The sequence below is a fragment of the Rothia endophytica genome, assembly GCF_039543885.1.
GTDB classification, from domain to species: domain Bacteria; phylum Actinomycetota; class Actinomycetes; order Actinomycetales; family Micrococcaceae; genus Rothia; species Rothia endophytica.
Map to the genome: position 1 here is coordinate 1,167,079 of NZ_BAABKP010000001.1, position 25,547 is coordinate 1,192,625.

At 52.2% G+C, this 25,547-nt stretch carries 22 protein-coding genes and 2 tRNA genes; 3 read left to right on the plus strand and 21 right to left on the minus strand.

Annotated features, from left to right (window positions below; genetic code table 11):
• Window positions 1–68 precede the first annotated feature (68 nt).
• The 15 genes from ABD982_RS05280 to ABD982_RS05350 form a co-directional block, all read right to left on the minus strand.
• Window positions 69–812, minus strand: a complete 744-nt coding sequence (locus tag ABD982_RS05280) for a polyprenol monophosphomannose synthase (RefSeq protein WP_251380077.1) — start codon at window positions 810–812, stop codon at window positions 69–71.
• A gap of 84 nt (window positions 813–896) precedes the next feature.
• Window positions 897–1,973, minus strand: coding sequence for an amidohydrolase (locus ABD982_RS05285; protein ID WP_345445331.1), 1,077 nt, complete (start codon window positions 1,971–1,973; stop codon window positions 897–899).
• Window positions 1,974–2,005: 32 nt separating this feature from the next.
• A complete protein-coding gene (locus tag ABD982_RS05290; protein WP_345445333.1) occupies window positions 2,006–4,828 on the minus strand; it encodes a DEAD/DEAH box helicase in 2,823 nt (940 codons plus the stop codon).
• A gap of 103 nt (window positions 4,829–4,931) precedes the next feature.
• Window positions 4,932–5,789, minus strand: coding sequence for a twin-arginine translocase subunit TatC (tatC, locus tag ABD982_RS05295; RefSeq protein ID WP_345445334.1), 858 nt, complete (start codon window positions 5,787–5,789; stop codon window positions 4,932–4,934).
• A 108-nt stretch (window positions 5,790–5,897) separates the two neighbouring features.
• Window positions 5,898–6,158, minus strand: a complete 261-nt coding sequence (gene tatA / locus ABD982_RS05300; protein ID WP_345445335.1) for a Sec-independent protein translocase subunit TatA — start codon at window positions 6,156–6,158, stop codon at window positions 5,898–5,900.
• Complete coding sequence (locus ABD982_RS05305; protein WP_251380073.1) at window positions 6,148–6,474, minus strand: hypothetical protein; 327 nt, start codon at window positions 6,472–6,474, stop codon at window positions 6,148–6,150. Before ABD982_RS05305 ends, tatA begins: the two co-directional genes overlap by 11 nt.
• Window positions 6,475–6,613: 139 nt before the next feature.
• Window positions 6,614–8,530 (minus strand): helix-turn-helix transcriptional regulator, encoded by a 1,917-nt coding sequence (locus ABD982_RS05310; protein ID WP_345445339.1) that lies wholly within the window; start codon window positions 8,528–8,530, stop codon window positions 6,614–6,616.
• A gap of 61 nt (window positions 8,531–8,591) precedes the next feature.
• A complete protein-coding gene (locus ABD982_RS05315; RefSeq protein WP_251380071.1) occupies window positions 8,592–8,990 on the minus strand; it encodes an FKBP-type peptidyl-prolyl cis-trans isomerase in 399 nt (132 codons plus the stop codon).
• Window positions 8,991–9,009: 19 nt separating this feature from the next.
• Window positions 9,010–10,041, minus strand: coding sequence for an FKBP-type peptidyl-prolyl cis-trans isomerase (locus ABD982_RS05320; RefSeq protein ID WP_425570014.1), 1,032 nt, complete (start codon window positions 10,039–10,041; stop codon window positions 9,010–9,012).
• A 90-nt stretch (window positions 10,042–10,131) separates the two neighbouring features.
• Window positions 10,132–11,565 (minus strand): Pup--protein ligase, encoded by a 1,434-nt coding sequence (gene pafA / locus ABD982_RS05325; RefSeq protein ID WP_345445782.1) that lies wholly within the window; start codon window positions 11,563–11,565, stop codon window positions 10,132–10,134.
• A 40-nt stretch (window positions 11,566–11,605) separates the two neighbouring features.
• The gene (locus ABD982_RS05330; RefSeq protein WP_251380068.1) at window positions 11,606–11,812 is read right to left on the minus strand and encodes a ubiquitin-like protein Pup; all 207 of its coding nucleotides are present in this window, start codon (window positions 11,810–11,812) and stop codon (window positions 11,606–11,608) included.
• 50 nt (window positions 11,813–11,862) lie between these two features.
• Window positions 11,863–13,452: a depupylase/deamidase Dop gene (dop, locus tag ABD982_RS05335; protein ID WP_345445342.1), complete on the minus strand. Its 1,590-nt coding sequence runs from the start codon at window positions 13,450–13,452 to the stop codon at window positions 11,863–11,865.
• 2 nt (window positions 13,453–13,454) lie between these two features.
• Window positions 13,455–15,140, minus strand: a complete 1,686-nt coding sequence (gene arc / locus ABD982_RS05340; RefSeq protein WP_345445344.1) for a proteasome ATPase — start codon at window positions 15,138–15,140, stop codon at window positions 13,455–13,457.
• Between the two features lie 84 nt (window positions 15,141–15,224).
• Window positions 15,225–16,241, minus strand: a complete 1,017-nt coding sequence (locus tag ABD982_RS05345; protein WP_251380065.1) for a tRNA (adenine-N1)-methyltransferase — start codon at window positions 16,239–16,241, stop codon at window positions 15,225–15,227.
• An 84-nt stretch (window positions 16,242–16,325) separates the two neighbouring features.
• On the minus strand, window positions 16,326–17,459 hold the full coding sequence (locus tag ABD982_RS05350) for a site-2 protease family protein (RefSeq protein WP_345445346.1): 1,134 nt from the start codon (window positions 17,457–17,459) through the stop codon (window positions 16,326–16,328).
• An 85-nt stretch (window positions 17,460–17,544) separates the two neighbouring features.
• Between ABD982_RS05350 and ABD982_RS05355 the strand changes: the two genes are divergently transcribed.
• On the plus strand, window positions 17,545–18,435 hold the full coding sequence (locus ABD982_RS05355) for a PAC2 family protein (protein ID WP_345445348.1): 891 nt from the start codon (window positions 17,545–17,547) through the stop codon (window positions 18,433–18,435).
• 68 nt (window positions 18,436–18,503) lie between these two features.
• Here ABD982_RS05355 and mshC read toward each other — a convergent pair whose 3' ends face one another.
• The 3 genes from mshC to ABD982_RS05370 form a co-directional block, all read right to left on the minus strand.
• Window positions 18,504–19,796, minus strand: coding sequence for a cysteine--1-D-myo-inosityl 2-amino-2-deoxy-alpha-D-glucopyranoside ligase (gene mshC, locus ABD982_RS05360; protein ID WP_345445350.1), 1,293 nt, complete (start codon window positions 19,794–19,796; stop codon window positions 18,504–18,506).
• 91 nt (window positions 19,797–19,887) lie between these two features.
• Complete coding sequence (locus ABD982_RS05365) at window positions 19,888–20,718, minus strand: undecaprenyl-diphosphate phosphatase (protein ID WP_345445352.1); 831 nt, start codon at window positions 20,716–20,718, stop codon at window positions 19,888–19,890.
• Window positions 20,719–20,842: 124 nt separating this feature from the next.
• On the minus strand, window positions 20,843–21,127 hold the full coding sequence (locus ABD982_RS05370; protein ID WP_345445354.1) for a hypothetical protein: 285 nt from the start codon (window positions 21,125–21,127) through the stop codon (window positions 20,843–20,845).
• A 55-nt stretch (window positions 21,128–21,182) separates the two neighbouring features.
• Here ABD982_RS05370 and ABD982_RS05375 point away from each other — a divergent pair, with 55 nt between their 5' ends.
• Complete coding sequence (locus ABD982_RS05375; protein ID WP_425570015.1) at window positions 21,183–21,425, plus strand: DUF5703 family protein; 243 nt, start codon at window positions 21,183–21,185, stop codon at window positions 21,423–21,425.
• 104 nt (window positions 21,426–21,529) lie between these two features.
• On the opposite strand, the gene ABD982_RS05380 is transcribed toward ABD982_RS05375, so the two are convergent.
• On the minus strand, window positions 21,530–22,492 hold the full coding sequence (locus ABD982_RS05380; RefSeq protein ID WP_345445356.1) for an L-lactate dehydrogenase: 963 nt from the start codon (window positions 22,490–22,492) through the stop codon (window positions 21,530–21,532).
• Window positions 22,493–22,822: 330 nt separating this feature from the next.
• Here ABD982_RS05380 and ABD982_RS05385 point away from each other — a divergent pair, with 330 nt between their 5' ends.
• Window positions 22,823–24,820 (plus strand): MDR family MFS transporter, encoded by a 1,998-nt coding sequence (locus ABD982_RS05385; protein ID WP_425570029.1) that lies wholly within the window; start codon window positions 22,823–22,825, stop codon window positions 24,818–24,820.
• Window positions 24,821–24,951: 131 nt separating this feature from the next.
• On the opposite strand, the gene ABD982_RS05390 is transcribed toward ABD982_RS05385, so the two are convergent.
• Both ABD982_RS05390 and ABD982_RS05395 read right to left on the minus strand, forming a co-directional pair.
• Window positions 24,952–25,037: transfer RNA gene (locus ABD982_RS05390), tRNA-Leu, on the minus strand.
• Window positions 25,038–25,276: 239 nt separating this feature from the next.
• Window positions 25,277–25,362: transfer RNA gene (locus tag ABD982_RS05395), tRNA-Leu, on the minus strand.
• Window positions 25,363–25,547: the final 185 nt, after the last annotated feature.

The following is a 25,547-nucleotide window of genomic DNA, read 5'->3' on the forward strand; positions in this document are numbered from 1 at the left end:
TTTATACGTTTGAAGCCCCTTACCTAACAGGTAAGGGGCTTCAAGCTTTCATGGAGAAGCTAAACAGCTTACTTTCTCAGGTTTGAGATTTTGCTCTTTGCTCCTTCAAAACGAGAGGATAGACCCCAGCGTGTCACCTTACTCATGGAGTCAAAAATGATGTTGCCATCCATCTTTGAACTACCAATTTCTCGCTCAATAAACGTAATCGGAACTTCCTCAATCTTTAGGCCGGCTTTTTCTGAACGCCATGCCAGATCTACCTGGAATACGTAGCCTTTTGAGTCGATGCCGTCAAGGTTAAGACGCTGCAGGGCTTCTCGGGTGTAAGCACGATAGCCAGCAGTGATGTCTTTAATTGTGGTGCCCAGAATAAGGCGGGTGTAAAGATTAGCTCCTCGTGAAAGAAGCAGACGATGCGCTGGCCAGTTCTTGGTCTTACCGCCGGGAACATACCTTGACCCAATTGCTAGATCGGCTCCATTCTCAATTGCGCGCAGCAGCAAGGGAAGTTGCTCAGGTTGGTGTGAACAGTCCGCGTCCATTTCTACTAAGACGTCATACCCCTCAGCCAAACCCCAGTCAAAACCTGCTAGATAGGCTCCACCCAAACCGTCCTTAGTGGTGCGGTGTAGCACATGAATCTGTGAATCTGAGGCAGCCATATCATCAGCAAGCTTGCCTGTTCCATCGGGGCTATTGTCATCAACGACGAGAATATCGCAGTCGGGTACAGCAGCACGGAGCCTTTCTACCACACGCGGAAGGTTTTCCTTCTCGTTGTAGGTAGGAATGATCGTCAAGACTCGCATAGTTCTCCTTGGTTAATCCCTTTGGGCGGGCTGCACGGTTTCATCAACCGACTTCTCATTATATAGTTACCGTCGAGCTTTACATTAATCCTTACATAACTCAGTTTGACCTATGTTTTTAAGAGCTTTACCCTCTAGGTAAACAGATGATAGAACTGGACGATCAACATCAGACGATAGCGCTGGCAACAGCGGTGTTCTGGCCCTGGGGTCGGTACTCCAAGCTGAGATACGCGAGTCCGGAGTCTGCACCATCAGCTCAGTCACATTCCACAGGGCAAAGTTAGCTGGAGCACCCGGTACAAGTTGACCTGCCAAGGGTGAAGATACACCGTTGGCGCGTTGAACGCCACGGGTCAGTGCCTGGAAGGCCGCACGTGCCGATATTGCCTGATGTTTAGGGGCGTTCACAGCATCGCTGACTAAGTCCCAGCCAAACGTCGCAGTCTTAGACAAAGGATCAGAGCCCAGGGTAATAGCAGCACCGCTGGATAGAGCTCTCGAGAGGCTATCACCTGCCGAAGTGTAATCTGATGAAAAGCCCAAGGTCACATGGAGGGACCGTGCTAGGTCAATGAGATCATCCTCGAGAGAAAAGATGCCGTCCAGGCGCGGGGCGATTCGCAGACGGTCGAGAGGTTCAAGAGATGAAACTTTGTCTAGAAATGCTCTGACAGAGCTGCTAGTAGTGAAAGCTCCTGACACGATCAGTTGATGTTCCACCGCTACGGTTAGCAGGGACAGGTGTTTCAAAGAATTCTCAGTGAAATACACACCTTTGATATTGGTCGGTAGCTCTGAGGGGTTTAGCAGTGCTTCTGCCGAAAGATAAGTGTTAATCTTAAGCTCCGAACCAGCAGCATTCTCGCTCAGAAAATTGTGCTTACTAAAGAGGTTGACTTCCCCATAGCCCTGTGACCGGCAAACGGACAGAAGCGCCTTGGCATCTTCTACCGATGCTACGGACGCTGCAGCTAATGAAAAGGTCGGAACGACAAGTGCTCCCCCTAGTTCGATGCTTTGCATGCTTTCATCAAGAATGGAACGGGCCCCAGCGTCCTGCCCAACCCATTCAACCGCGCCCTCGTTCATTACTAGGGCTGTGGCAAAGGGATCCACGGGGCTATAGACAGAACCATCTAGAAATACTTGAGCAGCCATAAGGCCCTCCTTCAAAGAAAATGTGGAAACGTTTAAATCTGGTCTGCGATAACGCCGCGTCGTAAGAGATTGATGGCTGCTTCACACTGTGTGCGAAGTTGGGGTTCAGCCGTTGATACGTGCGCTATCTGGTCTAGTGAGTCAATGACCTGTTTAGTCCACCGGACAAAATCACCTGCGGCCAGGTCTGTACCATCAATAGCCGAAGCTAGTGACTGCCCACGAGCCCACTTATAGATCGGCCACACCATGCCAAAGTCAGGTGTAGTAGTCTGAGGCAGTCGGTGAAGTTTCTCAGCATCGGTCAGCTTGCTCCAGTGCTTCACCACTTTCATCAACGCAGGCTCCAACTCTCTGGTGGGATACTTCCGAAGAATGTTCTGCTCATCCCTCTTAGCCTCAAAGACCATGACCGAAATAGCGGCAGCCGTTGCTGCGGGATCCAATTCATCCAAAAAACCATCTGCCAGGCAAAGGGCGGTCAACAAATCCTTGTCGCCATAGATACGGCGCAAGGTACTCCCCTGCTGAGTAAGTTGGCGGCTCCCCTGCTCAGTTACCTCAACATAGTTATAGGCCGTAAGAAGAGCCGTGATTCGCTCAAAAATTTGAGAAATGGTGTTGGTCCGACGCTCAATCTGCTGACGCAGACCGTCGGTATCACGCGATAATTTATACCAGCGTTCAGCCCACCTGGCATGATGCTCACGGTCTGAACAGCCATGACAAGGGTGCTGCCTCAGCTGTTTTCTCAGGTTTTCAAGCCGGACTGTCTCACCATCTTCTCGCTCAGTAAAGTATCGCTTTTGAGATTTCTCGCGAGCAGGCAACCCCTGGTACAAGGCCTCCCGCATTCGCGACGCCATATCCCTACGATCTTTAGCTGTCTTCCCAGTGAACTTTTTAGAGACCTTGATTTTTGAGATGGGCAGAAGGGGGCCTTCAAGGTCACGAGCATCAAGCCTGCGTAAATGAGCGTCCATCGTAAGGATGGACGGCTTAGGATCGTCAAAAGACTCAGCTCGTGCCAGCACCACTGCCGGGCCGCTGTTGCGCCCGTGAGGTATATCGATGATATCTCCGGGCATCAGATCAAGCAGCGAAGCACGCGCCTGGGACTGCCGCAACCTATTGCGACCCTTGTCAAGCTTTTTTTCTAGGTCTTTCAGGTCCCTACGGATCCTCGCGTACTCTGTAAAATCACCCAGGTGGCAGGTCATTGCCTCCTCGAAACCGGCTAAAGCACGCTCATTCTTTCTAACCCGTTGCGCAATTCCCACTACAGATTTATCAGCCTGGAACTGGGCAAAGGACGACTCTAGAATTTTTTTGGTACGCTCAGCACCAAATTGAGCCAGCAAATTTGCACTCATATTATAGGTAGGTTTGAAAGAAGAATTCAGTGGATAGGTTCGCTTGGACGCTAAACCTGCAACCTGTTGAGGCTCTAGTCCGGGCCGCCACATCACCACAGCGTGACCTTCAATATCGATTCCCCGGCGCCCCGCTCGGCCAGTCAGTTGAGTGTACTCACCGGGGGTTATATCGACGTGGGTATCGCCATTGAATTTAGTCAGTTTTTCCAGTACCACTGAACGAGCTGGCATATTGATACCCAATGCAAGGGTTTCGGTAGCGAAAACCATACGTACCAGACCTTCAGAAAACAGGGTTTCGACTACCTCTTTAAAAACTGGCAAAAGGCCCGCATGATGAGCAGCAATACCCCGAGTTAACCCCTCACGCCACTCATAAAACCCCAGTACCGCTAAGTCCTTGATATCTAAGGACGCCGTCGCCTCAGCCACATAGGCGCGGATAGTCTGCGCTTCAGCATCGGTAGTAAGCCGCACATCTGCATCAATACACTGGGTTACCGCAGCGTCGCACCCTACCCTGGAAAAAATAAAGCAAATTCCGGGTAGAAGACCGTTCTTATCCAGGGTAGCAATCATCTCCGGCCGGCTCACTCTAGAGCCTCTCGATGGGGCAGAGAAGCCGCTGTCGCGCTCGCGACCACTCTGGTATTCCTGGGTACGACGTTGCTTGCCCCGCCCCATGCGGGAGAAGGACTTTTCCTGACGGGCTCGGGAAGGTCGCCCACGCCCAATCCTTAGTAGCTCAGGGTTTACTTCCGGCATCTCGGAAGATTCTGCGGCGTCCTGAACGGTTGTATCACCGTCAAAGAGATCGAGTAGAGACTTGCCCACCATCACGTGCTGCCACAGGGGAACAGGGCGATGTTCAGAAACAATAATGTCAGTTTTCCCGCGCACTGTATCGAGCCAAGCACCAAACTCTTCGGCATTAGAAATAGTCGCGGAAAGAGCAATTACTGAAATATGTTCAGGAAGGTGGATGATGATTTCTTCCCACACAGCACCACGGGAACGGTCAGCCAGGTAGTGGACCTCGTCCATGACAACGTAGCCAAGATTATTCAAGGTGGTTGACTCAGCATAAATCATGTTGCGAAGCACTTCAGTTGTCATGACGACAATGGGAGCCTCAGAATTGATGGAAGTGTCCCCCGTCAGCAGCCCGATATATTCGCTGCCGTACACCTCGACTAAATCGTTGTATTTCTGGTTACTGAGAGCCTTGATGGGGGTGGTGTAGAAAGCTTTTCTACCTTGTTTCAAAGCGAGATGTATGGCAAATTCACCAACGATTGTTTTGCCAGCGCCAGTTGGAGCCGCTACAAGAACTCCTCTGCCCTGTTCAACTGACGAGCAGGCATCACGCTGGAACGGGTCTATCGAAAAATCGAGGGTCTTCTCAAAAACTGAGAGTTCAGTCTTTGAATACTCATTGCGTTTTCTTGCTTCAAAATATTGTTCAGCGTAACTTGCCATACATCCATCCTAGTCGTCAGATGCCCTCTCTCCCGCTGTTTCCTCCTCACCGCGAACAAAGTAAACCCCAGCACCGAATGGTACTGGAGTACATGGCAGCGCTTTATAAGCGGTTGGTATTGCCCATATGCTGAAGGTCCTCAAAACTGGTAGCTTGGTCCAGCTCGTCCGGGCTGAGCCCACCAGCAAGTTTTGCTTGCTTTTTGGCTCGACGTTTGTCGTTCCAAAGGCAGATCAGAACAGCAACAAAGAAGAAAATGAGCAGAGGAGCCATGAGGTAGAACATGGTCATAATATCTGTGCCCGGAGCAGCCATCGCAGCGAGGAAGGCCACGAGTACAATGACCCAGCGCCACGATTTCTTGATGGTCTTACCGCTCAAAAGACCCATGAAGTTAAGGCCTACGAGAAGGACAGGGAGCACAAAAGCTATGCCGAAGACCAGCATGAATTTGACGACGAAGCCAATATAGACATCAGCTGCAACGATATTATCAGTGCCCTCTGGGTTGAACATCAGTAGGGTGCTAATAGCTGTAGGCAGACAAACCCAGGCTAGCCAGATACCGAAGAAAAACATCGGGACCGCGCTGAACACAAAGCTGAGTGCGTATATTTTTTCTCTCTTATACAAAGCGGGAGTGATGAATGCCCACAGCTGATACAGCCATACTGGGCAGGCCAACACAAGACCTATATAGAGTGAAATTCTAACCAACAGGTCAAAGGGGGAAGCTACAGAAGCATAGTTGAGAGTAGCGTTACGGCCCGCTTGTTCATTGATTGCGGTGAAAGGTTCACTAATGGCCTGAATGAAAGGGTCATAGAGGAAAAAACCTGCGATGGCACACAGAAGAGTTGCAAGGGCAGCTTTGATGAGCCGGTTGCGAAATTCACGAAAGTGTTCGCCCAAAGCCATGGTTGCTTGGGGGTTGTTCTTTCGACTGTTTGGTTTAGCCATGCCTACCTTTTATGAGCGGTGTACCTAGAACCCCAGAACCCCGTGCTCCTAGACAAAGGAGCACGGGTTCAGGAAATCCGAACGCTTGAAATGGAGCGCCGAGGCTGTTTATTCGGCGCGGTGTGACCCGGTGTTCTGGTCAGTGGATGAAGGATTATTAATAACTTCACCTGAAACCACGCCATCGTTGGTGGTAGTTGATGAAGTATTTTTCTTGCCATCATTCTTGAGGCCATCAACCTCAGATTTGAAGATACGCATGGACTGCCCCAGGCTACGGGCCATACCGGGAAGCTTAGGTGCACCGAAAAGAAGAATAATAATGATGAGGAGAATGAGCAGATGGACGGGGCCGAGGTTACCGAGCACGTTCGTCACCTTTCTGAGATTTACTGAGTAAATCTCCGATGAGTTGGGGCTGACCTAGCTGATCGCGGCGCTTAATACGCCTCTTGGCACGGTCAAGCGTTCGTTGGTGTGCGCCTTGAGTAAATTCGCGGGCTGTAACAGACACCGGTTGAAAAAGTGCCACAGGTTGCGGGCCTCTGACAGCGGTTGACACAGCGGTGTCGCCTAACTGTGAACTAATGAGATTCTCCCATTCTTCAGCAGCTTTGAAAGTAGCTAACCCCTTACGCAGGACGCGCCACAGCAGCCAGGCTAGAAAGGATAGCGAGCTCAACACGAGCACGCTCCATAAAACTATCCAAAACCACCAAGGCATACGACCAATTATATATCCGGTTATGGAGATGCCATGAACATATTGGGCTGTGGACTTGCTTAGAACCGGGCTTATCACGGTTCCTTTAGTTAATTTACGCTCAGCTGTCTTCTTCTCTGCCAGCCAATCTCAGCTGAAAGCGCCGCCGTACGTCGCATGGCTGAAGCAATTGAGCACAGCCCCCTAGAGAGATGATGAGCTCAAATAGCCAGATCTCATTTACTAGCGGCAGCTTATAAAAGTGGTTTCCAGCCTGCTGGGCTATATGAGAGGCATACTGCTCGAGAATCCACTGAGTTTTGGCGCGTGAAGTGGCCGTCAAATGAGCTGGGACGACCAAAGTTGCTTCACGATGAGGCTGATTGACCAGCTGGTGACGCCAGCTGTGAAGGCTGGAGTCGGTATCATCAACAGGCTCAGACTGGAAAGCATCATCAGTGAGTACGTGCACAGCACCGATGCGGTCTAGCCTGAAATGACGTATGTCCTGTGCTGAACGGCACCAAGCACGAAGGTAGCGAGGGCCGTCTCTATTAACTAAGGAGAGAGGCTCAACCGTTCTCTGACTGACCCCGTGATAAGAACTATAGGTAAGTTCCAAGGGAACCTTTGAAGCTATTGCCTCCTGAAACACGCCCACCGTGTCATTTGAGTACACAGAAAACCGGTGACAATAGTGCTGTGTTTGTACAGAGCTCTCACTGAGCTTGATGGCTAAACTGTCAAGCATTAGCTGTTGCTCAGAACTATGGTTGAGGTTAATGGCCAGTAAAAGTGTTGCGGTCTCTACCGCTGTTAGTGGCGCCCCGCCGGTCATTTCTACTTTTCCATCGACCGTTACCCAGTCATCGCTATCAATGGTGACGAATAGGGCTCCGAAGGTAACGCTTGCAGCAACAGCCTCCAAGTTGGACCGTATTTTAGACGGAGGCAGATCAAAGTAATCAGAAAGATCGGAGAGCGCCATGCCACCGCGGGAACTGATGAGCGAGAGCATGATAAAAGTTCGTGTGAGTTGTTGAGAGGCTGTTTCGCGCTCGCGCTGCGCGCTGACGGGCTTCCACACTAAACCGTGGGGCAGCGCACCTAGTGTTTCTTCAGGTGCTTGGTCAAGAGCAGTACGCAGGTTTCTTTCAGCTTCGATCACAAGGCTCTGCTGACTCCGATCAACATTAACCGAAGCTAGCTGCTGTTCAGTGAGCTCATGAGTTGCACCGTTGAGAACAGCGTGCTCAGCAGATTCTAGCGGTGAGTAAGAGGGTAGCTCCGTGCAGGCTTCCGAAGAATGAATATGTTTGAGCGGCAGAGATGCCACGAGCGGAAGCTCAGCAAAACCGATACGGCTCAATGCCTCTTGCATCGAAAAATCTGGGGGTGCGGGAAAGCTACTGGCAGCAAGGATTTTGGTGCCGGACATACGATCTAGCCGAAAGATACGTTCTGCTCTACGGTCTCTATCCCAGCCGTAAACGTACCAGTGCCCAAATCTAAGGCCCAAACCCCAGCAGGATATTTTGCGCACCAGAGCAGAGGTGCCGTACAGGAAGCTCAGACCCTTTTCTTCAGCGGTCGCTTCAAGGCATTCAACGAGACCAATTTCGTCAGAGAACCGAGGGGTATCTCTCAGTAGTTCGCCTATCTTAAGCCCGGCATTAGCTCCCACTTTAAGCATCGCTGATGAAGCGTAGCGCTCAAGGCTCGTGCCCTGCCAAGCCGTGCTGAGATGGGATAGCAGTAAGACATCAATTGGTCCCAGCGTTAGGGAGGGGCGGTCACCGGTCTCAACACGATAGGTAAAGCCTACTTCCGAATGTTGAACACGGTGAGAGATAAGGTCAAGCCCCACCGACCGCAACACATCCTTATCTCTTTCGAACATACGCTCAAAAGCTGCTTCACTGGAAGCTTGTGAGTATTGAGGTACACGGTGGCGAATTTGGTTACGGTCAAGACCATGCGGGGCTGATACCAGCACATCAAGAAGCGTAATAGCGCGTTCAACTGCTTTAGAAGTCATTACTCATTAAAATAGTCCCCGGTTCATAAGAACCGGGGACTAAACACGCTGAGCATTCTAATTACTTGCTGACATCAACTAGGTCAACCACGAAGATGAGAGCTTCATCGGGGCCAATAGCTGCACCAGCGCCACGTGAGCCGTAAGCCATCTCCGAAGGAATCTCCAGACGACGTCGCCCACCAACCTTCATACCTAACAGACCCTCATCCCAGCCCTGGATAACCATTCCAACACCCACCTGGAAACGGAGAGGTTCACCGCGGTTCCATGATGAATCGAATTCTTCACCAGTGGAGAAAGCTACCCCAACATAGTGTGCAGATACCGTGGATCCGCGTTCTACGGTCTCACCCGCGCCCTCAATTTCATCGATAATCACTAGCTCATGGGGAACTCCACCCTCAGGGAAGTCGATTTCGGGCTTACTGCGATCAAGGTTTCGCTGTCCAAATGACATATAAACTCCTTAGGTATTTCTATTCCGAAGCTGAGGCAGTTGCCTCAGGTGACTGCGTACTTTCAGGGTTATCACTGGACTCGGCAGGTGCTGATGAGGTAGCCTCCGCGGTACGAGCCTGTGATGAACCAAGGATATCTACCACGAACACCAGAGCACCTTCGGGAGCACCTGAGTCCGCAGCGTCCTCACCGTAGGCTAGCTCGCTGGGAATCTGAAGCAGGACTCGGGAGCCCACGGTCTTACCCTTCAGGCCTTCCTTCCAGCCTTCAATAACTCCGTTGAGGGAGAAGCTAAGAGGCTGAGTGCTGAAGTTTTCATCAAAAACAGCACCGTCTGACCAGGTGACACCTACATAGTTAGCGTAAACGGTGTCGTTCTCACCAAGGACGGCGCCTTCACCGGTAATAAGATCCTCGGTGTAGAGCTCGGTGGGCGCATCGCCACGGTCCTCCGCCAGCTTGAGGGTAGGTGCACCATCATCACCTACGCTAAATTCTTCCAGAGCTGAAGACTTCTTTTCGTTCTCCACGCCCTCTGCTGATTTCAGGAGCTTGCTGGTGACGGTGTAAACCTCAACGTTGGTTGCGGTTCCTGGAGATACGGTAGGTGTTGCCTCGGCTGTTGAGGTAGACGCCTGATCAATATTGGTGGTGTAGGAGAAAGTAGTTCCTACTTTTGCCCCAGCGAGTATTTCGTAGAGTTCCGGTGCAGCTTCTTTGAGCTGATCAGTGACCGGAATGACCATGGGAGCGTCAGCATAAGTAGTACCAACAGAGCTACCGTCTGCACCGTTGAATACGGTTGCATCAACGAGGATGGTATCTCCATCTACAATCTCATCGCCAGTGCCCTCTTCAACAATGCGGGCTTCGGTACCGGATGCCGCGAAGGGAGTCGCGAAGGAAGCTGAGGGTTGAGCGGTTGCCCCGTTGAGGGAGTAATCAACGTCTTCAAGCTTATCGCCTGAGCCGCCACCGCAAGCACTGAGTAGCAGGGCAAGGACAGCGCTACCAGTAGCGATATATGTCGTTTTCTTTTTCACGTACATCTCTTTCATTGTTGAAGCGCCCGTCGGACGCAGGACTTCTCCCCGTTTATCATAGCTGAGGAAGCTGGGTGCCGGCTATGAGGCCCTCTTCTAGATAAAGGGAGGAGCCCAAACTGTAGATTTCTTTTGCTGTAATTCTTCGATGAGGGAAGCTACCTCTGCGTTTTCCACGGCAAAGGGGTCTTTACACATCACGCTGAGCTGGGGCCGACTATTCAGCTTAAGATGTACCCAGTCTACGGTGAAAGGCTCACCAGCCGCGCGGGCTGCGCTGATAAAACTACCCCTAATACGAGCCCGAGTCGCCGGTGGCTCAATCGCTGCCCGATCAATTTCAGACTCCGATATCACTGTTTTAATGAGACCCTTGCGATTCAGCACATTATAAATCCCCCGGTCAGGGTCAATATCGTGATAGGCAAGGTCGAGTTGCTGGATTTTGGGGTCATCATACCCGCTAGCGCCTCGGCTGATATAGGCATCCAGAAGCTTTTTCTTAATGGCCCAATCAATTTCTGTATCGATACCGCTGCTATCCCCGGTCTCAATGGCTGTCAAAGCTCGATCCCACAGATCTAGGATATAAGGCACATCCTCGTGGTGCGGGCCTTTAGCTTCAACGTACTGACAGGCCGCAGCATGGTAATGACGTTGCATCTCTACAGCGCTTCGCTCGCTACCATCGGCAAGACTAAAACGGGCGCTACCGGTCAAATCGTGCGAGATAACCCGCAGAGCTGTTGCAGCATCTCTGATTTCAAAGTCAGCTAAGGGGTAATAGTCTTCAAGCATCCGCAGCACAAGATCAGTAGCACCGACCTTGAGCATAGTGGTTGCCTGAGACATATTCGAATCGCCGTTAATCACGTGCAGACGGCGGTAGAGTGAGGCGTCAGCATGCGGTTCATCACGGGTATTAATCAGGGGGCGGGCACGCGTTGTCGCCGTTGAGGAGCCTTCCCAGATATGGTCGGCACGCTGAGAAAAAGAAAAACTAGGTTCATTCTGAGGTCCCAGCGGACGACCGGACCACTCTGGCGGGCCGGAAGGGTGAGTTTTGCCCGCCCCGACCATAATCTGACGTGTAATCAGAAAAGGGATGAGCGAGCGTACCAGTCTGCTAAATTCCACTTTTCGTTCAAGCATGTAATTTTCATGCGACCCAAAGGAGTTACCCGCTGAATCCACGTTGTTCTTGAAAAGGAAAATCCGCCCGTCGAAGCCTTCAGCTTCGAGGTTATCCTGAGCCTGGTTCACCAAATCGTTGAAGAGGTATTCACCAGCTTTATCGTGAGCGAGTAAATCACGCAGGGTAGCGGTTTCGGCCGTTGCATATTCAGGGTGAGAGCCAACATCAAGATAGAGACGACCGCCATTGGGCAGAAAGATATTCGTGGAGCGCCAACTATCAACCACAGGTTTGAAGAGCTTACGGGCCGCCTCCTCCGGTGCAAGAGGCCCTAGCCCGCGTGGGATATATCTAATCCCAAATTCGGTTTCAACACCAAAAATTCTACGTTCCATCATCGCCCTTCTTTACGTCCTCTTCGATGAGGGCAGTATTTTATTCGCCGCCCTTTTGAACGAATCCCTTGACGAAGTCTTCAGCATTTTCTTCCAGAAGACCGTCAATTTCAGCCAGAATGTCATCGACTTCTGACACTAGGTTCTGATTAACCTCTGCGGTCTGGTGAGAAATTTGAAGCTGACTCTGCTCAAGGGGTGCGCTGGAGCTCATCTGCTGTTGAGCTTGCTGTTGCTGACGTTCCACGGTGGAATCTCCTTATAAGTTCTTACTCTGGATGGTATTGGTTATAAATTTTAGCCGTTGAGGATTTCAAATAACTGGTCAGCATGCTCTAAGCCGAGATGAGGTTCTACCACCTCAGCATTGAAGCCAAGAGGTTCGCCCATCTGTAAGCGGTGCAGGTCCACCGAAAGAGGGTTACGTACTGAAAGCGTATCCCAGTTCGCGCCCACCACCTCGTCCGGCCAGGTAGTGATCAGTTTGCCGCGCAAAAAAGCGCGGGTATCACGCGGTGGGTTGGCAGCGGCCTCAGCAATCTGTGACTCGTCAAAGATGGTGCTCAGCCGCCCCAGAGCGACCAGCTTATGGTAGAGACCCTTTCCGGGTCGGACATCTGAATACTGCAGATCAATGGCTGCAAGTTTGGGGTCACTCCACTCCAGGCCTTGCTTTATGTAGCCCAGCATCAGTGAATACTTGGCCACCCAGTCGAGGGTGCCAGCCAGTGATAGGGGATCATGTTCGAGCGCGTCCAGAATGTTTTCCCACAGATCCAACACTTCGGCCGTAGCAGTATCTGGGGTTTCTTCCAGGGCTCGAGCAGCCTGTAGGTAACTGCGTTGAATATTCAGCGCAGTCGTCTCTCCCCCATCAGCTAGGGGCAGTGTGGCTCTTAGGGTGAGGTCATGGCTAACCGTATGCATAGCTGAAACCGGGTCAGCCAGGATAATAACGGGCGCTGCCCCCGCTTCAATGAGATTGAGTACCAGCGACATCGTTCCAAACTTCAGCAGATTAGAATAGTGCGCCAAATTAGCGTCCCCAGAAATCACGTGAAGTCGCCGATACTTTTCGCTGGATGCGTGCGGTTCATCGCGCGTGTTAACCATGGGGCGGCGAATGGTTGTTTCTAAACCAACGGTTCGTTCAAAGAAGTCCGCCCGCTGGGAAATCTGGAACCCGGCTTTTTCACCAGCTGGGCCGATGCCCACCCGGCCGGCCCCAGTCATGATTTGACGAGTGGCGAAGAAGGGTAAGAGAGCCTGAGTTAGAGCCTCAAAGTCTATATCTCTGGGCAGGAGGTAGTTTTCGTGCGAACCGTAGGACTGGCCCTTACCATCGGTGTTGTTTTTATAAAGGTTAACCACTGGCATAGCCGACTGCTCGGTGGCCGCTACGCCTTCAATCGTAGCCACGGTTCGCGCCGCAATATAATCTCCCGCAGCGTCCCACAGGACACAGTCCCGAGGGTTACTGGTCTCGGGAGAGGAGTACTCAGGGTGGGCATGATCCACATAAAAGCGTGCACCGTTGGGCAAAATGGAGTTCATAGTGACAGCATCCCAGTCAATGCGTTCGGCGAAGTGACCGGCCTGACTCAGAGCCTCAGCCGCGATGTCCTCGCTGGTGAGCACCTTAGATTCGTGAGTGAGTTGGCTCCGGTGGGCGTCCTGACGTGCCACGCTAAAGCCGCGGGCATCGTCCAAGGGAGTCTCTGAAGAATACTCCCACTGGGCTTCAACCTGGGCAGCTAGCTCTTGTTTAAAGAGAGTGTCGTAAGTGTTAACAACGAAAGCTGAAAGAACCGTGGGGTTAGCGCTTGGTTTCTGGGGTGCAAAAACCCCGTATTCAGTTTCGGCTCCCATAATGCGTGAAACACCCATTACTAAACCTCGCTCACAGCTTTAGCCGGCGCAACGTTAATGACTCGTTGACGAACGTTGAGAGTGGAGAGAACATCTTCAATTTCAGAAATCTGAGGAACCTCAACCTGGTCTTCAAACTCAACACGGGCAGCCTCCAATAGGTGCTGAGTGGTAATTCCTTTGGCCCTGCCGGCTAGGAACGACTTAATCGCTTGCTTCTTGGCGTGATCTACGATATTTCGCACGACAGCGCCCGAGAGGAAATCACCGCGGGTCAGCCAACGGCTCACCCCATTTTCAAGGTTAACGCGAATATAACGGTTCTTAGGATCAGCAGAAAAGAGTGCCTCAACAACCGTTTCAATCATGGTCTCGATCGCAGCCTGCTTGGAACCGGCACGTGTTACTTCTTCATCATTGATGGGGAGACCCTCGGTGAGATAGAGAGCAAAAATTTCGGTAGCGCCCTTTCGATCAGGGCGGTTGATGCGGATCTTCACATCAAGGCGGCCCGGGCGAAGGACTGCGGGGTCAATCATATCTTCGCGGTTGGTCGCGCCAATGACAATCACGTTGTCTAGGGACTCGACACCGTCAATCTCCGCTAAAAGCTGTGGGACGATTGTTGTCTCAACATCAGAGGACCGGCCGGTGCCACGGGTCCTGAAGAGGGATTCCATCTCATCGAAGAAGACTACCACCGGGTTGCCTGCTTGAGCTTTTTCGCGCGCTGCTGAGAAGATATCGCGAATCTGCCGCTCGGTCTCCCCTACATACTTATCTAAAAGTTCTGGGCCCTTGATATTCAGGAAGTAGCCAGTCTTCTTACTCTTTCCGGAAAGTTCAGCAGCGCGTGTAGCTAACGAGTTGGCCACTGCTTTGGCGATCAAGGTCTTACCGTTGCCGGGCGGGCCATACAGCAAAATGCCTTTGGGAGGAGTCAGTTCGTGCTCTCGGTAGACTTCAGGGTGCAAGAAGGGAAGCTCGACCGCGTCCCTCATCAGAGCAATCTGAGAACTAAGACCACCAATATTTGAATAAGTGATATCGGGGACTTCTTCAAGAACTAGCTCCTGAGCATCAGTAGATGGAACCAGGGAGGTAACCATTTGCAGCCTGCTGTCATAAGTCACCGAATCCCCCGTCGTCAGGGTATCGGCGTCCAGAGCACCTGAAATACGAGCTACGGCTTTCAGCTGATTAGGCATATCGACCACAACGTGCTCTGTATCGAGCACCTCCCGGATCGTAACAACATCCCCATAACCTTCAAAGCCTAGAGAGAGCACCGCCTGGGTGTTCTCATTGAGCAGGACGGTCATCCCCGGCTTGACCTTAGACAGTGAAAGGAGTGGAGAGGCCGTGATACGCACCAATCGTCCTCCCAGCAGTACGTCAAGGTGCTCCTCAACTTCAGCCGGGGTCTTACCTTCCGCTAAATCCTGATACGTTATGGCGCCATCCTGCACCGATATCACCAGGGCAGAGTTCAGCGGGGGTGCAACATCCTGGGAGAGAGCTAGGCGCAAATGCTCCATCTCGTTTTTGGTTTTCGTCAGAGCATTCACCAGCTTTTGGTTGCGCTCCCCCGCAACCCGTAGCTGACGGTCCATGTTGCGGCGATTATCATTAGCGATATTAAGCTGTCGTAGCATCCGGTCATAGTCCTGCTGCGATACATTTCGCTGCTCATTATTCTCGCTCATGAAACCCCTGCCTTCTCTCTTCTCCACGACCCCGGTAAAAACCTACTGCCCTGCACTCACAGTGAGTACAGGGCAAAGCTCTCGTTACTGTTCGCCCGTCTGAGCCTGTTCGGTTGCCTGAGCAGCTTTCACCGCTAGATTTTGGGCATCGCGCCCAGCACGGCGCAACTTACGATCCGATACATTTCGCTCACCTAGTGATGCCGGAGTCCAAGCATTCATATCTTCTTCCGAAAAGTCAGTCTTGGAAGCTCGGCGCTTGGGAGCTAGCCGCTCCGCACCGTCAGCAAGACGACGAGAAGTAATAAGAAAGCCGGTGTGGGCCACCATGCGGTGGTCGGGGCGAACTGCAAGACCTTCTACATGCCAGCCACGCACCATGGTCTCGTGGGACTCAGGCTCGGTGAAACGACCATCAGCTCGCAGGGCTTCAGCCACACGTGAGAGCTGGGTAACGGTAGCAACGTAGCAGATTACTACACCGCCGGGTGCTAACGCTGTAGCCACCGCGTCTAAGCACTCCCAAGGGGCGAGCATATCAAGCACAGCTCGATCTACCGAGCCTGGCTGCTCAACAGAGCCCAGCTCTTCTGCTAAGTCCCCCAGCGTGAGTGACCATGCGGGGTGCTCGCCACCAAAGAAAGTTTCGATGTTTCCTCTGGCAATATCGGCAAATTCTTCACGACGTTCAAAAGAACGCAGGTGTCCATAGTCACCAACCGCACGAAGCAGAGCGATTGATAGAGCCCCAGAGCCAACGCCGGCTTCAATAACGCGGGCCCCAGGGAAGATATCAGCCATCGCTACAATCTGGCCGGCGTCCTTAGGATAAACGACAGCGGCGCCGCGAGGCATAGACAGTACAAAGTCCTTGTAGAGGGGGCGCAGGGCCTGGAACTTAATGCCCTCAGAGTTCTCGATGACCGTACCCTCAACGTTGCCGATCAACTCGCTGTGGTTAAAGAAACCGCGGTGTGAGTGATAGGCACCGCCTTCAGTGAGGGTGATGGTGGTGATGCGTCCACGCTCGTCAGTAATCTGTACGCGCTCACCAGCGCGGAAGGGGCCTCGGCGGTTGATGCTGCCGGTAGGGGTGGTCATAGGGTTATTATCTTCCGTCAAAAATACGTTTTCTACATTATCTCAGATTGCACCATGTAAGGCACACCAGCGGATATTGCCCAACTAAGCGGGGTGCGGTGGGCGCTTCGCAGAGGCAAGAAGCACCTCGGTAATATCTTTATGGCTGATCACGCCAATCGTAGCTCCCCGATCTGTAACCGCCCACAGGGGAGCATTCTGCCGGTAGTGTGCCGGCAATTGATGGTAGCGGTAACCGTTATAAGCATCCATGATGTCTACCGATGATGCTGAACCGGGAATGTAACCAGGAGCAAGGGGGCTAGCTATCGATGTCAATGGCTGGTTGGCTAGACTCAGAGCAGATTGTAGAACGATAGGTTCTACAACAGACGACGGCGAGGCTGCAGATCCATCGTTCAGCAGCAGGTATGACCTTCCGTCCCATCTCGCTAAGACCTCGCCAATCTTTACTTCCGAGTCAAAGTATTGAACGGGTCTCATGAGGGAGACCGCGGTCAACGGATTATGAGGGTTCCTCTCCTGGGAGAGGGTTTTAAGGGACCGAGAAGCGCCACTCCAGAGGAAATAAGCTAACGCCAAGGTAGCTACCACGATCACCGGTGAATTCCACACCCCTAGGAAGACAACAATTCCAACCATCAGAGCAGCCACTGCAATACCGGTGTAGGAAGTCACACGCATGGCTAGGCTGCGGCTTCTTGAAACGTGTGCCACAGCTGCTTCAAGTGCGTGTCCGCCATCCAACGGATAAGCAGGGATGAGGTTGAAGGCTCCAATCGCCACATTGACCTGGGCTGCTATTGAAAAACCCAAAAAATCAGCTGTTCCAGTGAGAGACCACACGAGCTGACAGACTCCGGCCATGAGAAAATTCGCTAGTGGCCCCACTAAAGACACCATGAGCGACGTCATGGGCGTACCGGTACTCATGCTGGTTTGCCCGCCCCAAACTGTCAAGGTGATGGACCTGACCTCTAGCCCCCTTTGAGCACCAACTACCGCATGAGCCAGCTCATGCAAAAAGACACCCATCGCTAGTGTTACTGCCACCACCGCTGCAGCCGTAAACCCATCAGCAACGGTAAGAGCGGGCCAGGCGGAGAGATGAGACCCGTACCCCACAATAAGAAGAATCATGAATATGAACCACGATGCTTTGAGATAAATGGGAGCTCCGCGATAAGAGCCAATCTGCAGTCCCGAATGCTGATTCACTGGTGAGTTACCTTCCCAGGGTTTCGTTTACTTGCTCCATCAGTCTACGGGTGATTGCTGTGGATTTTTGGCGTAGCATATAACGGTGATACACCAGCAAATACCTCAAGACATTCTTGCCCAGATGAGCGCCCGTCAGGGAATCCCAGACGATAAGCCCTTAACTGCACTTCTCATCGCTTTCGAAGGGTGGAATGATGCAGGTGAAGCCTCAACGGAGACCTTGAGGCTGATTTCATCTCACTACGGCGCCTCCCCTCTCTCAGGGTTTGAGACCTCTGACTACTTTAGCTACCTGAACACCCGCCCCATGTTTGAATCCTTCAGCGATGGAACCGGGACGGTTAGATGGCCGACCATCACCTTTTCAGAAGTTAACCTCAAAAGCCCAGAGCGCCGATTACTGATTATCACCGGACCAGAGCCCTCCCTCAGGTGGCAGAGTTTTATTGATAACATCTTCAACTTCGCCCAAGAGCAGGGCGTTGACCTCATCCTGCAATGCGGTGCCCTTCTTGATGAAGTCCCCCACTCTCGCCCCTTTCCGCTCAATATCACCAGTATGAACCCCGATGTTCTCGCCGTTGAAGGAGTGGAGAAAGTAACCTACAGCGGACCTACCGGGATGATTGGGGTCACCGCTCACGAGGCAGCGCAGCGGGGCTTAACCGCCGCATCGCTCTGGGTATCAATCCCCCACTACATTAGCCACCCGCCCCATCCTAAGGCGGTCTTCACCCTCATGAGCGCTCTGGAAAGCATGCTGGGGATCTCGCTACCGGTAGATCAACTGGCTGAAGACATCTTGGCCTGGGAACGAGGGGCTACCGAACTCCTTGAAGAAGAACCCGAGCTACGCTCCTACGTCCAGCAACTCGAAAGCTCCGCCGAGGCTGAGGACGACCTCGCAACCTTTGACCATGTGGATATTGCAGCTGAGTTTGAAAAATTTCTCAAACGCAGAGATGACTCCTAAATTTAGGTGAAACGTTAGGGACGCCGGTGGTTCAACCACCGGCGTCTCTATCTCTTCTTGAGTTAAACCTATATAGCTAGACCAAGCCGAGCCATCAGCAGATTACCAACCAGCTCGCTACCGCCACCACCGTGCTCTAGCACAGAAAAGGCCCACTGATCGATAGCGATCAAGGCAGCAGGGACGTTGAGGTCATCGGCAAGAAGTTCTCGCACCGATGCCAAAAGCTTAAGAGCTGCTTCATCTTCCTGTGTGTCAGCGTGTTCCAGAGCTGCAACATAGGTGTCAAAGCGTCCATGCGCTTTCTCTAGTAAATCTTCGGTCCAGAACCAGTCGGTGCGATAGTGGTTATCCATAATGGCAAGCCGTAGGACAGCTGGATCGATTCCCTCTTGCAGAAGTTTAGAGACTAACACCAGGTTACCTAGTGACTTGCTCATCTTCTCGCCGTCTAAGCCCACCATGCCAGTATGGGCATAATGCCGTGCCATGGGACGCCCGGTCAGAGCGAAACCGTGGCTGGACCCTAAATCGTGGTGAGGGAACTGGAGGTCAGAACCTCCGCCTTGCACAGAGAAGGGCGAGCCCAAAAACTCCTGGGAGATAACGGTACATTCGATATGCCAGCCAGGACGCCCAGCACCCAGCTCTCCCCCTTCCCAGGAGGGCTCACCGTCACGCGCTACCCGCCACAGAAGCGGATCTAAGGCATCTTTCTTTCCGGAGCGCTGAGGGTCACCACCGCGCTCCCCAAAAACCGTGAGCATCTCTTCATGACTCATATGCGCAACATGGCCGAGAGTCCAGCCCGAGCCCAGTCTCTCATTGAGCTGCGCTGCTGCCTCCAAATCAAAATAAATATCGCCATCCGGGTGCACCGTGCCATCCTCAGCGGTAAAACCCGGGACTCGGTAGGCATAGCCCTGTTGCATCAGCTTTTCAACAGCGTCTACCACCAGCGCAATTGAATCGACAACGCTAACATAATGGTCAGGAGCAATGATATTGAGCGCTTCCATATCAGTGCGGAAAAGTTCAGTCTGCTCTTCAGCTAGCTCCGCCCAGTCAACACCCGTCGCTGCAGCGCGCTCAAGCAGAGGGTCATCAATATCAGTCACATTCTGCACAAACTTTACGGGTACCCCAGCATCGCGCCAGGCCCTATTGAGCACGTCAAAAGCAACATAAGTTGAAGCATGACCCATATGAGTTGCATCGTACGGTGTAATACCGCAGACATAAAGCCCCGCCTGCTGCTCACGCTCGAGTTCCACCTGCTGTTGGGCAGCTGTATCAAAAATATGAGGTAGAGGGGCTGCCCCCGGCAATGATGGAATAGTGGGCTGATCCCAGGCTCTCATGGACTTCCTAACGATGATTCTCTATAAAACAGTTATATAAAACAATACCCGCCCGGTAATCATTCCGAGCGGGTAAAAAAGGTGAGCCAGATTAAGCGGTGAGGACGCCGGTGCCCAGCAGGATGTAAAGCACTAGACCGAGCGCAATACGGTACCAGACAAAGAGGCTGTAGCTGTTGTTAGAAACGAATTTCAAGAACCAACCAATGATGAAGTAGGCAACAACGAAACCAACTGCCGTTGCAAGCATGGTCGAGCCAAAACCGTAATAGCCGGTGAAGCCATCTCCAATACTGCCAACCAGCTTGTAGAGGCCAGAGGCAAAGACTGCCGGGATAGCCAACAGGAAGGAATAGCGCGCTGCAGCTTCACGGGTGTAGCCCATTAATAAGCCAGCGGTGATGGTGCCGCCTGAGCGGGAGACACCTGGAATCAGCGCCAGAGCCTGCGCGAAACCAAAAAGAATACCGTGCTTAACGGTGAGTTCTTTTAGCTCTCGCTGCTCTTTGCCAATACGGTCTGCAACACCAAGAATGATCGCAAAGACAATCAGCATAGTGGCAGTGATCCATAGGCTACGGAAGGAAGTGTCAATGTAGTCTTCTAGCAGGACTCCGAGGATACCGATGGGTAAAGAACCAATAATAATGAACCAGCCCATACGAGCATCTGAATCCTTCTTATCGACCTTACCGGTCAGTGAGCCAAACCAGTTCTTGATAATGCGCATGATGTCTTTCCAAAAAAACACCAGTACCGCAGTTTCAGTACCTAGCTGGGTAATCGCAGTAAAAGCAGCACCAGGATCTTCGTTGTGCGGCAGGAACTGCCCCACGATTCTGATGTGCCCCGATGAAGAGATCGGCAAAAATTCTGTTAGACCCTGGACTAGACCCAGGATTATCGCTTGTAACCATTCCACGTTTGAAAACTCTACGGGAGAAAAAAGGAAAGCACAGCACCCAAAAGGGTGCTGTGCCGGGAATAACAGAAGAACCAGACCCTCAAACAGCCCACAGAGCTAGATGAGAGGTCAGTTAACAAGTCTAGTTTTCTGCATCCTGAGACTCGAAGTCTTGGTCGTCTTCATCCTCGAAGTCGTAGTCAAACTCTTCTTCGTCATCATCATCTTCAATGAATACCTCAAGAGGAGTTATCTCTTCAAAGGTTTCAAATAGGGCCTCTTCATACCGTTCGAAGGCGTTAGCGATAGCAACATATGCATTTTCAATAGTGGCATCCTGCTCACCTCGGCTGTTTGTGATGGCGGCAAGGTGCTCTTCGAGAGCGGACGTCAGAAGTGCCAGTTCGGCGCGAGGATCATTACTCATACAATAGACGTTATCGTGAAAAGTCTATTCCGCGAAATATCCCGGGAGGTTAATTTTGAGGGAACACACCATTGGCTATGCAGAAGAGCAGGTTGCTGGCTCCCAGCAACGCTTTGAGTACATGATCGTAACGGTCGAGTCTCACGAAAATCTCAAGGACGCACGGGCAAGGTTACTGGAGCACTCTGAATACGGTCGGTGGGAATTAGCACGGTCCGTTATTCTTTACGGCGGCCGCCGAAAGTACTGGTTACGGCGGCGGGTAATGAAGCTGCAGAAGACAGTTCATTTTGTCTAGATTCTTACAGCTTCTTTTGCGTTAGCTCAGAGTTTCCGCGTACAAAAAAGGTGGAGGTGTAGCTAGCTACACCTCCACCTCTATCGCCAGAAATCTCTGTTGTCTTAGAAACCCAGCGTCTTGAGTGAGTTATTAATTGCCTCAGCTGATGCACGCAGGCGCCCTACTTCGGCTTCGTCCATGGGGACATCAAGGACGCGCTTGACGCCTTCTCGCGAGACGACTGAAGGTAGTGAGAGAGCTGCTTCGCCTTCGATGCCGTAGCGTCCCCTAATCTGGGTGGCGACATTGAGCACAGCATCTTCACCCTTGAGGACAGCCTCTGCGATTCGGGTAGCTGAGATACCGATGGCGTAGTTGGTTGAGCCCTTGCCTTCAATCACCTTGTAGGCCGCTCGCATCGCCTGCTCAGCAAGTTCTTCCTTGACCTCATCGGTAAATACTTTTTCGCCGGCTTCGTTGGTCCAATCATTGAGAGGAACCATGCCGATGTTAGCTGCTGACCACACCGGGAATTCTGAGTCACCGTGTTCGCCGACAACATTGGCGTGAACTGATTTGATGGAAACACCGGCCTTTTTAGCTATGAGCCAGCGCAGGCGTGATGAATCAAGGACGGTACCTGATGCGAAGCAACGCTCAGTGGGCAGACCAGTGATGTTTTGGGCAACTACTGCAAGCACATCGCAGGGGTTGGTAACAATCATAAGAATGGCATTTGGGGCCACTTTCATAACCTGAGGAAGCATAGCCTTGAAGATATTGACGTTGGCTTCTGCTAGTTCCAAACGCGGTTGACCAGGCTTCTGGCGAGCACCAGCAGTGACGATAATCAGATCAGCGTCACGAAGAATCTCAACGTCACCGCTACCGGCAACCTGAGCTTCATGAGCGAACATAGTGCCGTGGGCAATGTCCAGCCCTTCAGCTTCAGCGCGATCACCGGCAATATCGTAAATAACGATTTCGTCTGCCGCACCGCGCAAGGTTGCCGCGTACGCTGTAGCTGATCCAACACCACCAGCGCCGATTACGCCGAGCTTGGTGTGCTTCTTATCGAGAGCCATGATGGTCCTTTCAAGGGGACTTTAGTAGTCGAATTATTGTGTTCGGTACTTCTCCAGTATGCCACTAAAAAATGATGGTTTCCGTTGTTTTACCTGTGGTTAACTTTGGGTTTTCCCTACCATAACCAAATAAAGCCCACAAAAACAAATATGTACATCCTGACCCTTTGTTGAAGGTCACACTGCGTCCATCGTGACCAACAACAAACCACCAACGTGAATTTTTCTGCAGAACTGTAAATAGTATTGGTAGGTCCCTCTAAAAAACTCAACACTCCTATCTCAAAGGTTCTCGTGACTGCTACCTCTATACCGCTCACTGCCCCATTGATGACCCGACGGCAAATTATGTTGGTCATTGCGGGCCTGATGGCAGGCATGTTCCTGTCTTCACTCGATCAGACGATTGTTTCAACTGCGATTCGCACCATTGGCGATGATTTGCACGGCCTTGAACAACAGGCCTGGGTCACTACCGCTTATATGATTACATCGACGATCACCACTCCCATCTACGGAAAGCTATCGGATCTCTTCGGCAGAAGACCTCTATATCTTTTTGGCATCGCTGTCTTTATTGTGGGATCGTTTCTCTCGGCTTTCTCAAGTTCCATGGCTATGCTGGCTGCCTTTAGAGCATTTCAGGGTATCGGCGCTGGAGCCCTGATGTCACTCCCTATGGCAATTATGGGCGATATGCTAGCCCCTCGTGAACGCGCAAAATACCAGGGCTATTTTCTAGCAATCTTTGGTGTTTCTTCTGTGCTGGGCCCGCTGACCGGCGGCCTCTTTGCAGGAGCTTCAGAAATCCTGTGGGTCACCGGCTGGCGCTGGGTCTTTCTGATCAACGTACCGATTGGCTTCATCGCTCTGGCAATGGTGTGGAAATTCTTGCATCTCCCCCACCGAGCAGCACCCTCTACTAAGCCTCGGGTGGACTGGTGGGGTTCAACCGCCATCATCATCGCCCTCCTACCTCTTCTTCTGGTAGCAGAGCAGGGGCGCGAGTGGGGCTGGAGCTCCGCTATATCCGTTACCTGCTTTGCAATCTCGGCGGTCGGCCTTGCTGCTTTTATTACCATCGAGTCAAAGATGGGGCCGGACGCCATCTTGCCGCTAAACCTATTCAGAGCAGGGGCATTCAGCATGTCCTCCATCCTCGGTTTTCTGGTTGGTTTTGGCATGTTCGGTGCCATGATGACCATTCCTCTCTATCTACAGATTGTCGTTGGACTAACCCCCACTGAATCAGGCTTCGCCACCTTGCCCATGACACTCGGAATCATGATTGCTTCGATTGTTTCTGGGCAAATAGTGGCACGCACCGGCCAGTACCGTATCTTCCCCATTGTAGGTACCGCCCTCATGGCAAGCGCCTACTTCTATCTGACCTTCCTCACGGCTGACCGCCCCTTCTGGTTCCTCATCGTAGGCATGTTCATCATGGGTCTGGGGCTCGGTCAGCTGATGCAGTCCATCACTCTTGCCGCCCAGAATTCGGTCTCCCCTGCCTATATGGGCGTCGCATCATCAGGTGCTACCTTCTTCCGACAGATGGGTGGCACCATGGGCACCGCAGTGCTTTTGTCCATTCTTTTCACCGCTATGCCGGCAAATATCACTTCAGCGATGTCCAATGAGCATAATCTCAAGAACGGCCTGGACGCAGCCCTCACCCCCTCTGTAGCTCAAGCTTCAGAGAATCAGGGGGTTATGCAGCAAATATGGCGTCCCATAGTTGACCCCCTACAGACTGAAGTTCAAGAGCAACTAGATCAGGTCACCCAGCAGGCTCGCACTGCTGCAACCGATGCTGTAGGTCAGCAGGTTTTTGCTGCCGCTCAAGCACAGGTAGATGCAGGTGCGATCCCTGCTGAGTCACTGCAGACTTTCGTTGACGACCAGGTTGCACAAGCTACCCCGTCTGCAGAAGAGCAAGCTTTAACCACTGCCGCTGAGCAGGCTCACGCTACGATTAGAGACGGGTCGCTTGCCGTCGACTGGTCAGATGAAGAGCAACGAACTTATTGGGTTGATCTGCTGGCGCCCAAGATTGCTGAGTCTATCAATGAGCAGTCTAGCGAGGAGGGCGAGCAAAACGACTCAGCATCCACGTCAGATACCTCATATCTCAACGGTGCCGACAGCCGCCTTACACGCCCCTTTATGGTGGGCTTTACGCAATCGGCGCTGTCTGTTTACTGGGTGGGCCTGATTGCTACCCTACTGGCCTTTGTGTTGGCGCTCTTCTTCAAGACCCCACCACTACGTACCGTTTCCGGCCTTCAAGAATCTGCGGACGCCGCGCGTCGCGGTAAATCGGAGTAAATAGCTAGAGCGATTACACGGAGGTAGTAGAAATATTGAGGAGGGTTCCCCACAGTCGGGTAGCCCTCCTCAAGCTTTTAGGGTGAGATATAAAAAAATCCCCGGTTCATAGGAACCGGGGATGATCTCTGTGCGCGAGGGGGGACTTGAACCCCCACCCTCTAATACGAGGACTAGCACCTCAAGCTAGCGCGTCTGCCTATTCCGCCACCCGCGCAAGGTGTGTACTCAAGCCATAAAAGCTCTCGTAGGCAACGAATAAATACTTTACAGGTCTCTGAGCGAACTGGCAAATCAAAGCTCCCCCGCCGTCCTAGGCTTTAGTCCGTACCCTCGCAACTGGTGTGGCCGAGCAAAAAAAATTCACCAAAGGCGCCCACCAAAAATAATCAGTTTAACTGATTAGATAATTTGCTAAAAAAATCCCCGGTTCATAGGAACCGGGGATGATCTCTGTGCGCGAGGGGGGACTTGAACCCCCACCCTCTAATACGAGGACTAGCACCTCAAGCTAGCGCGTCTGCCTATTCCGCCACCCGCGCAAGGTGTCTCACCAGCAAGCTTTGCAGCCCACTCGTTTGGCAACAAGTAATAACTTACCCCCACCTGACCGCCGCCCGCAAATCAAAACCACCGCATTTACCTTAAGATGCGTCACACCCAGCTTTCATTCCTTTACCTTCCGGCTACTTCCCTGCTCCTTTACGCAACTCTGTTGAGTGGTGCA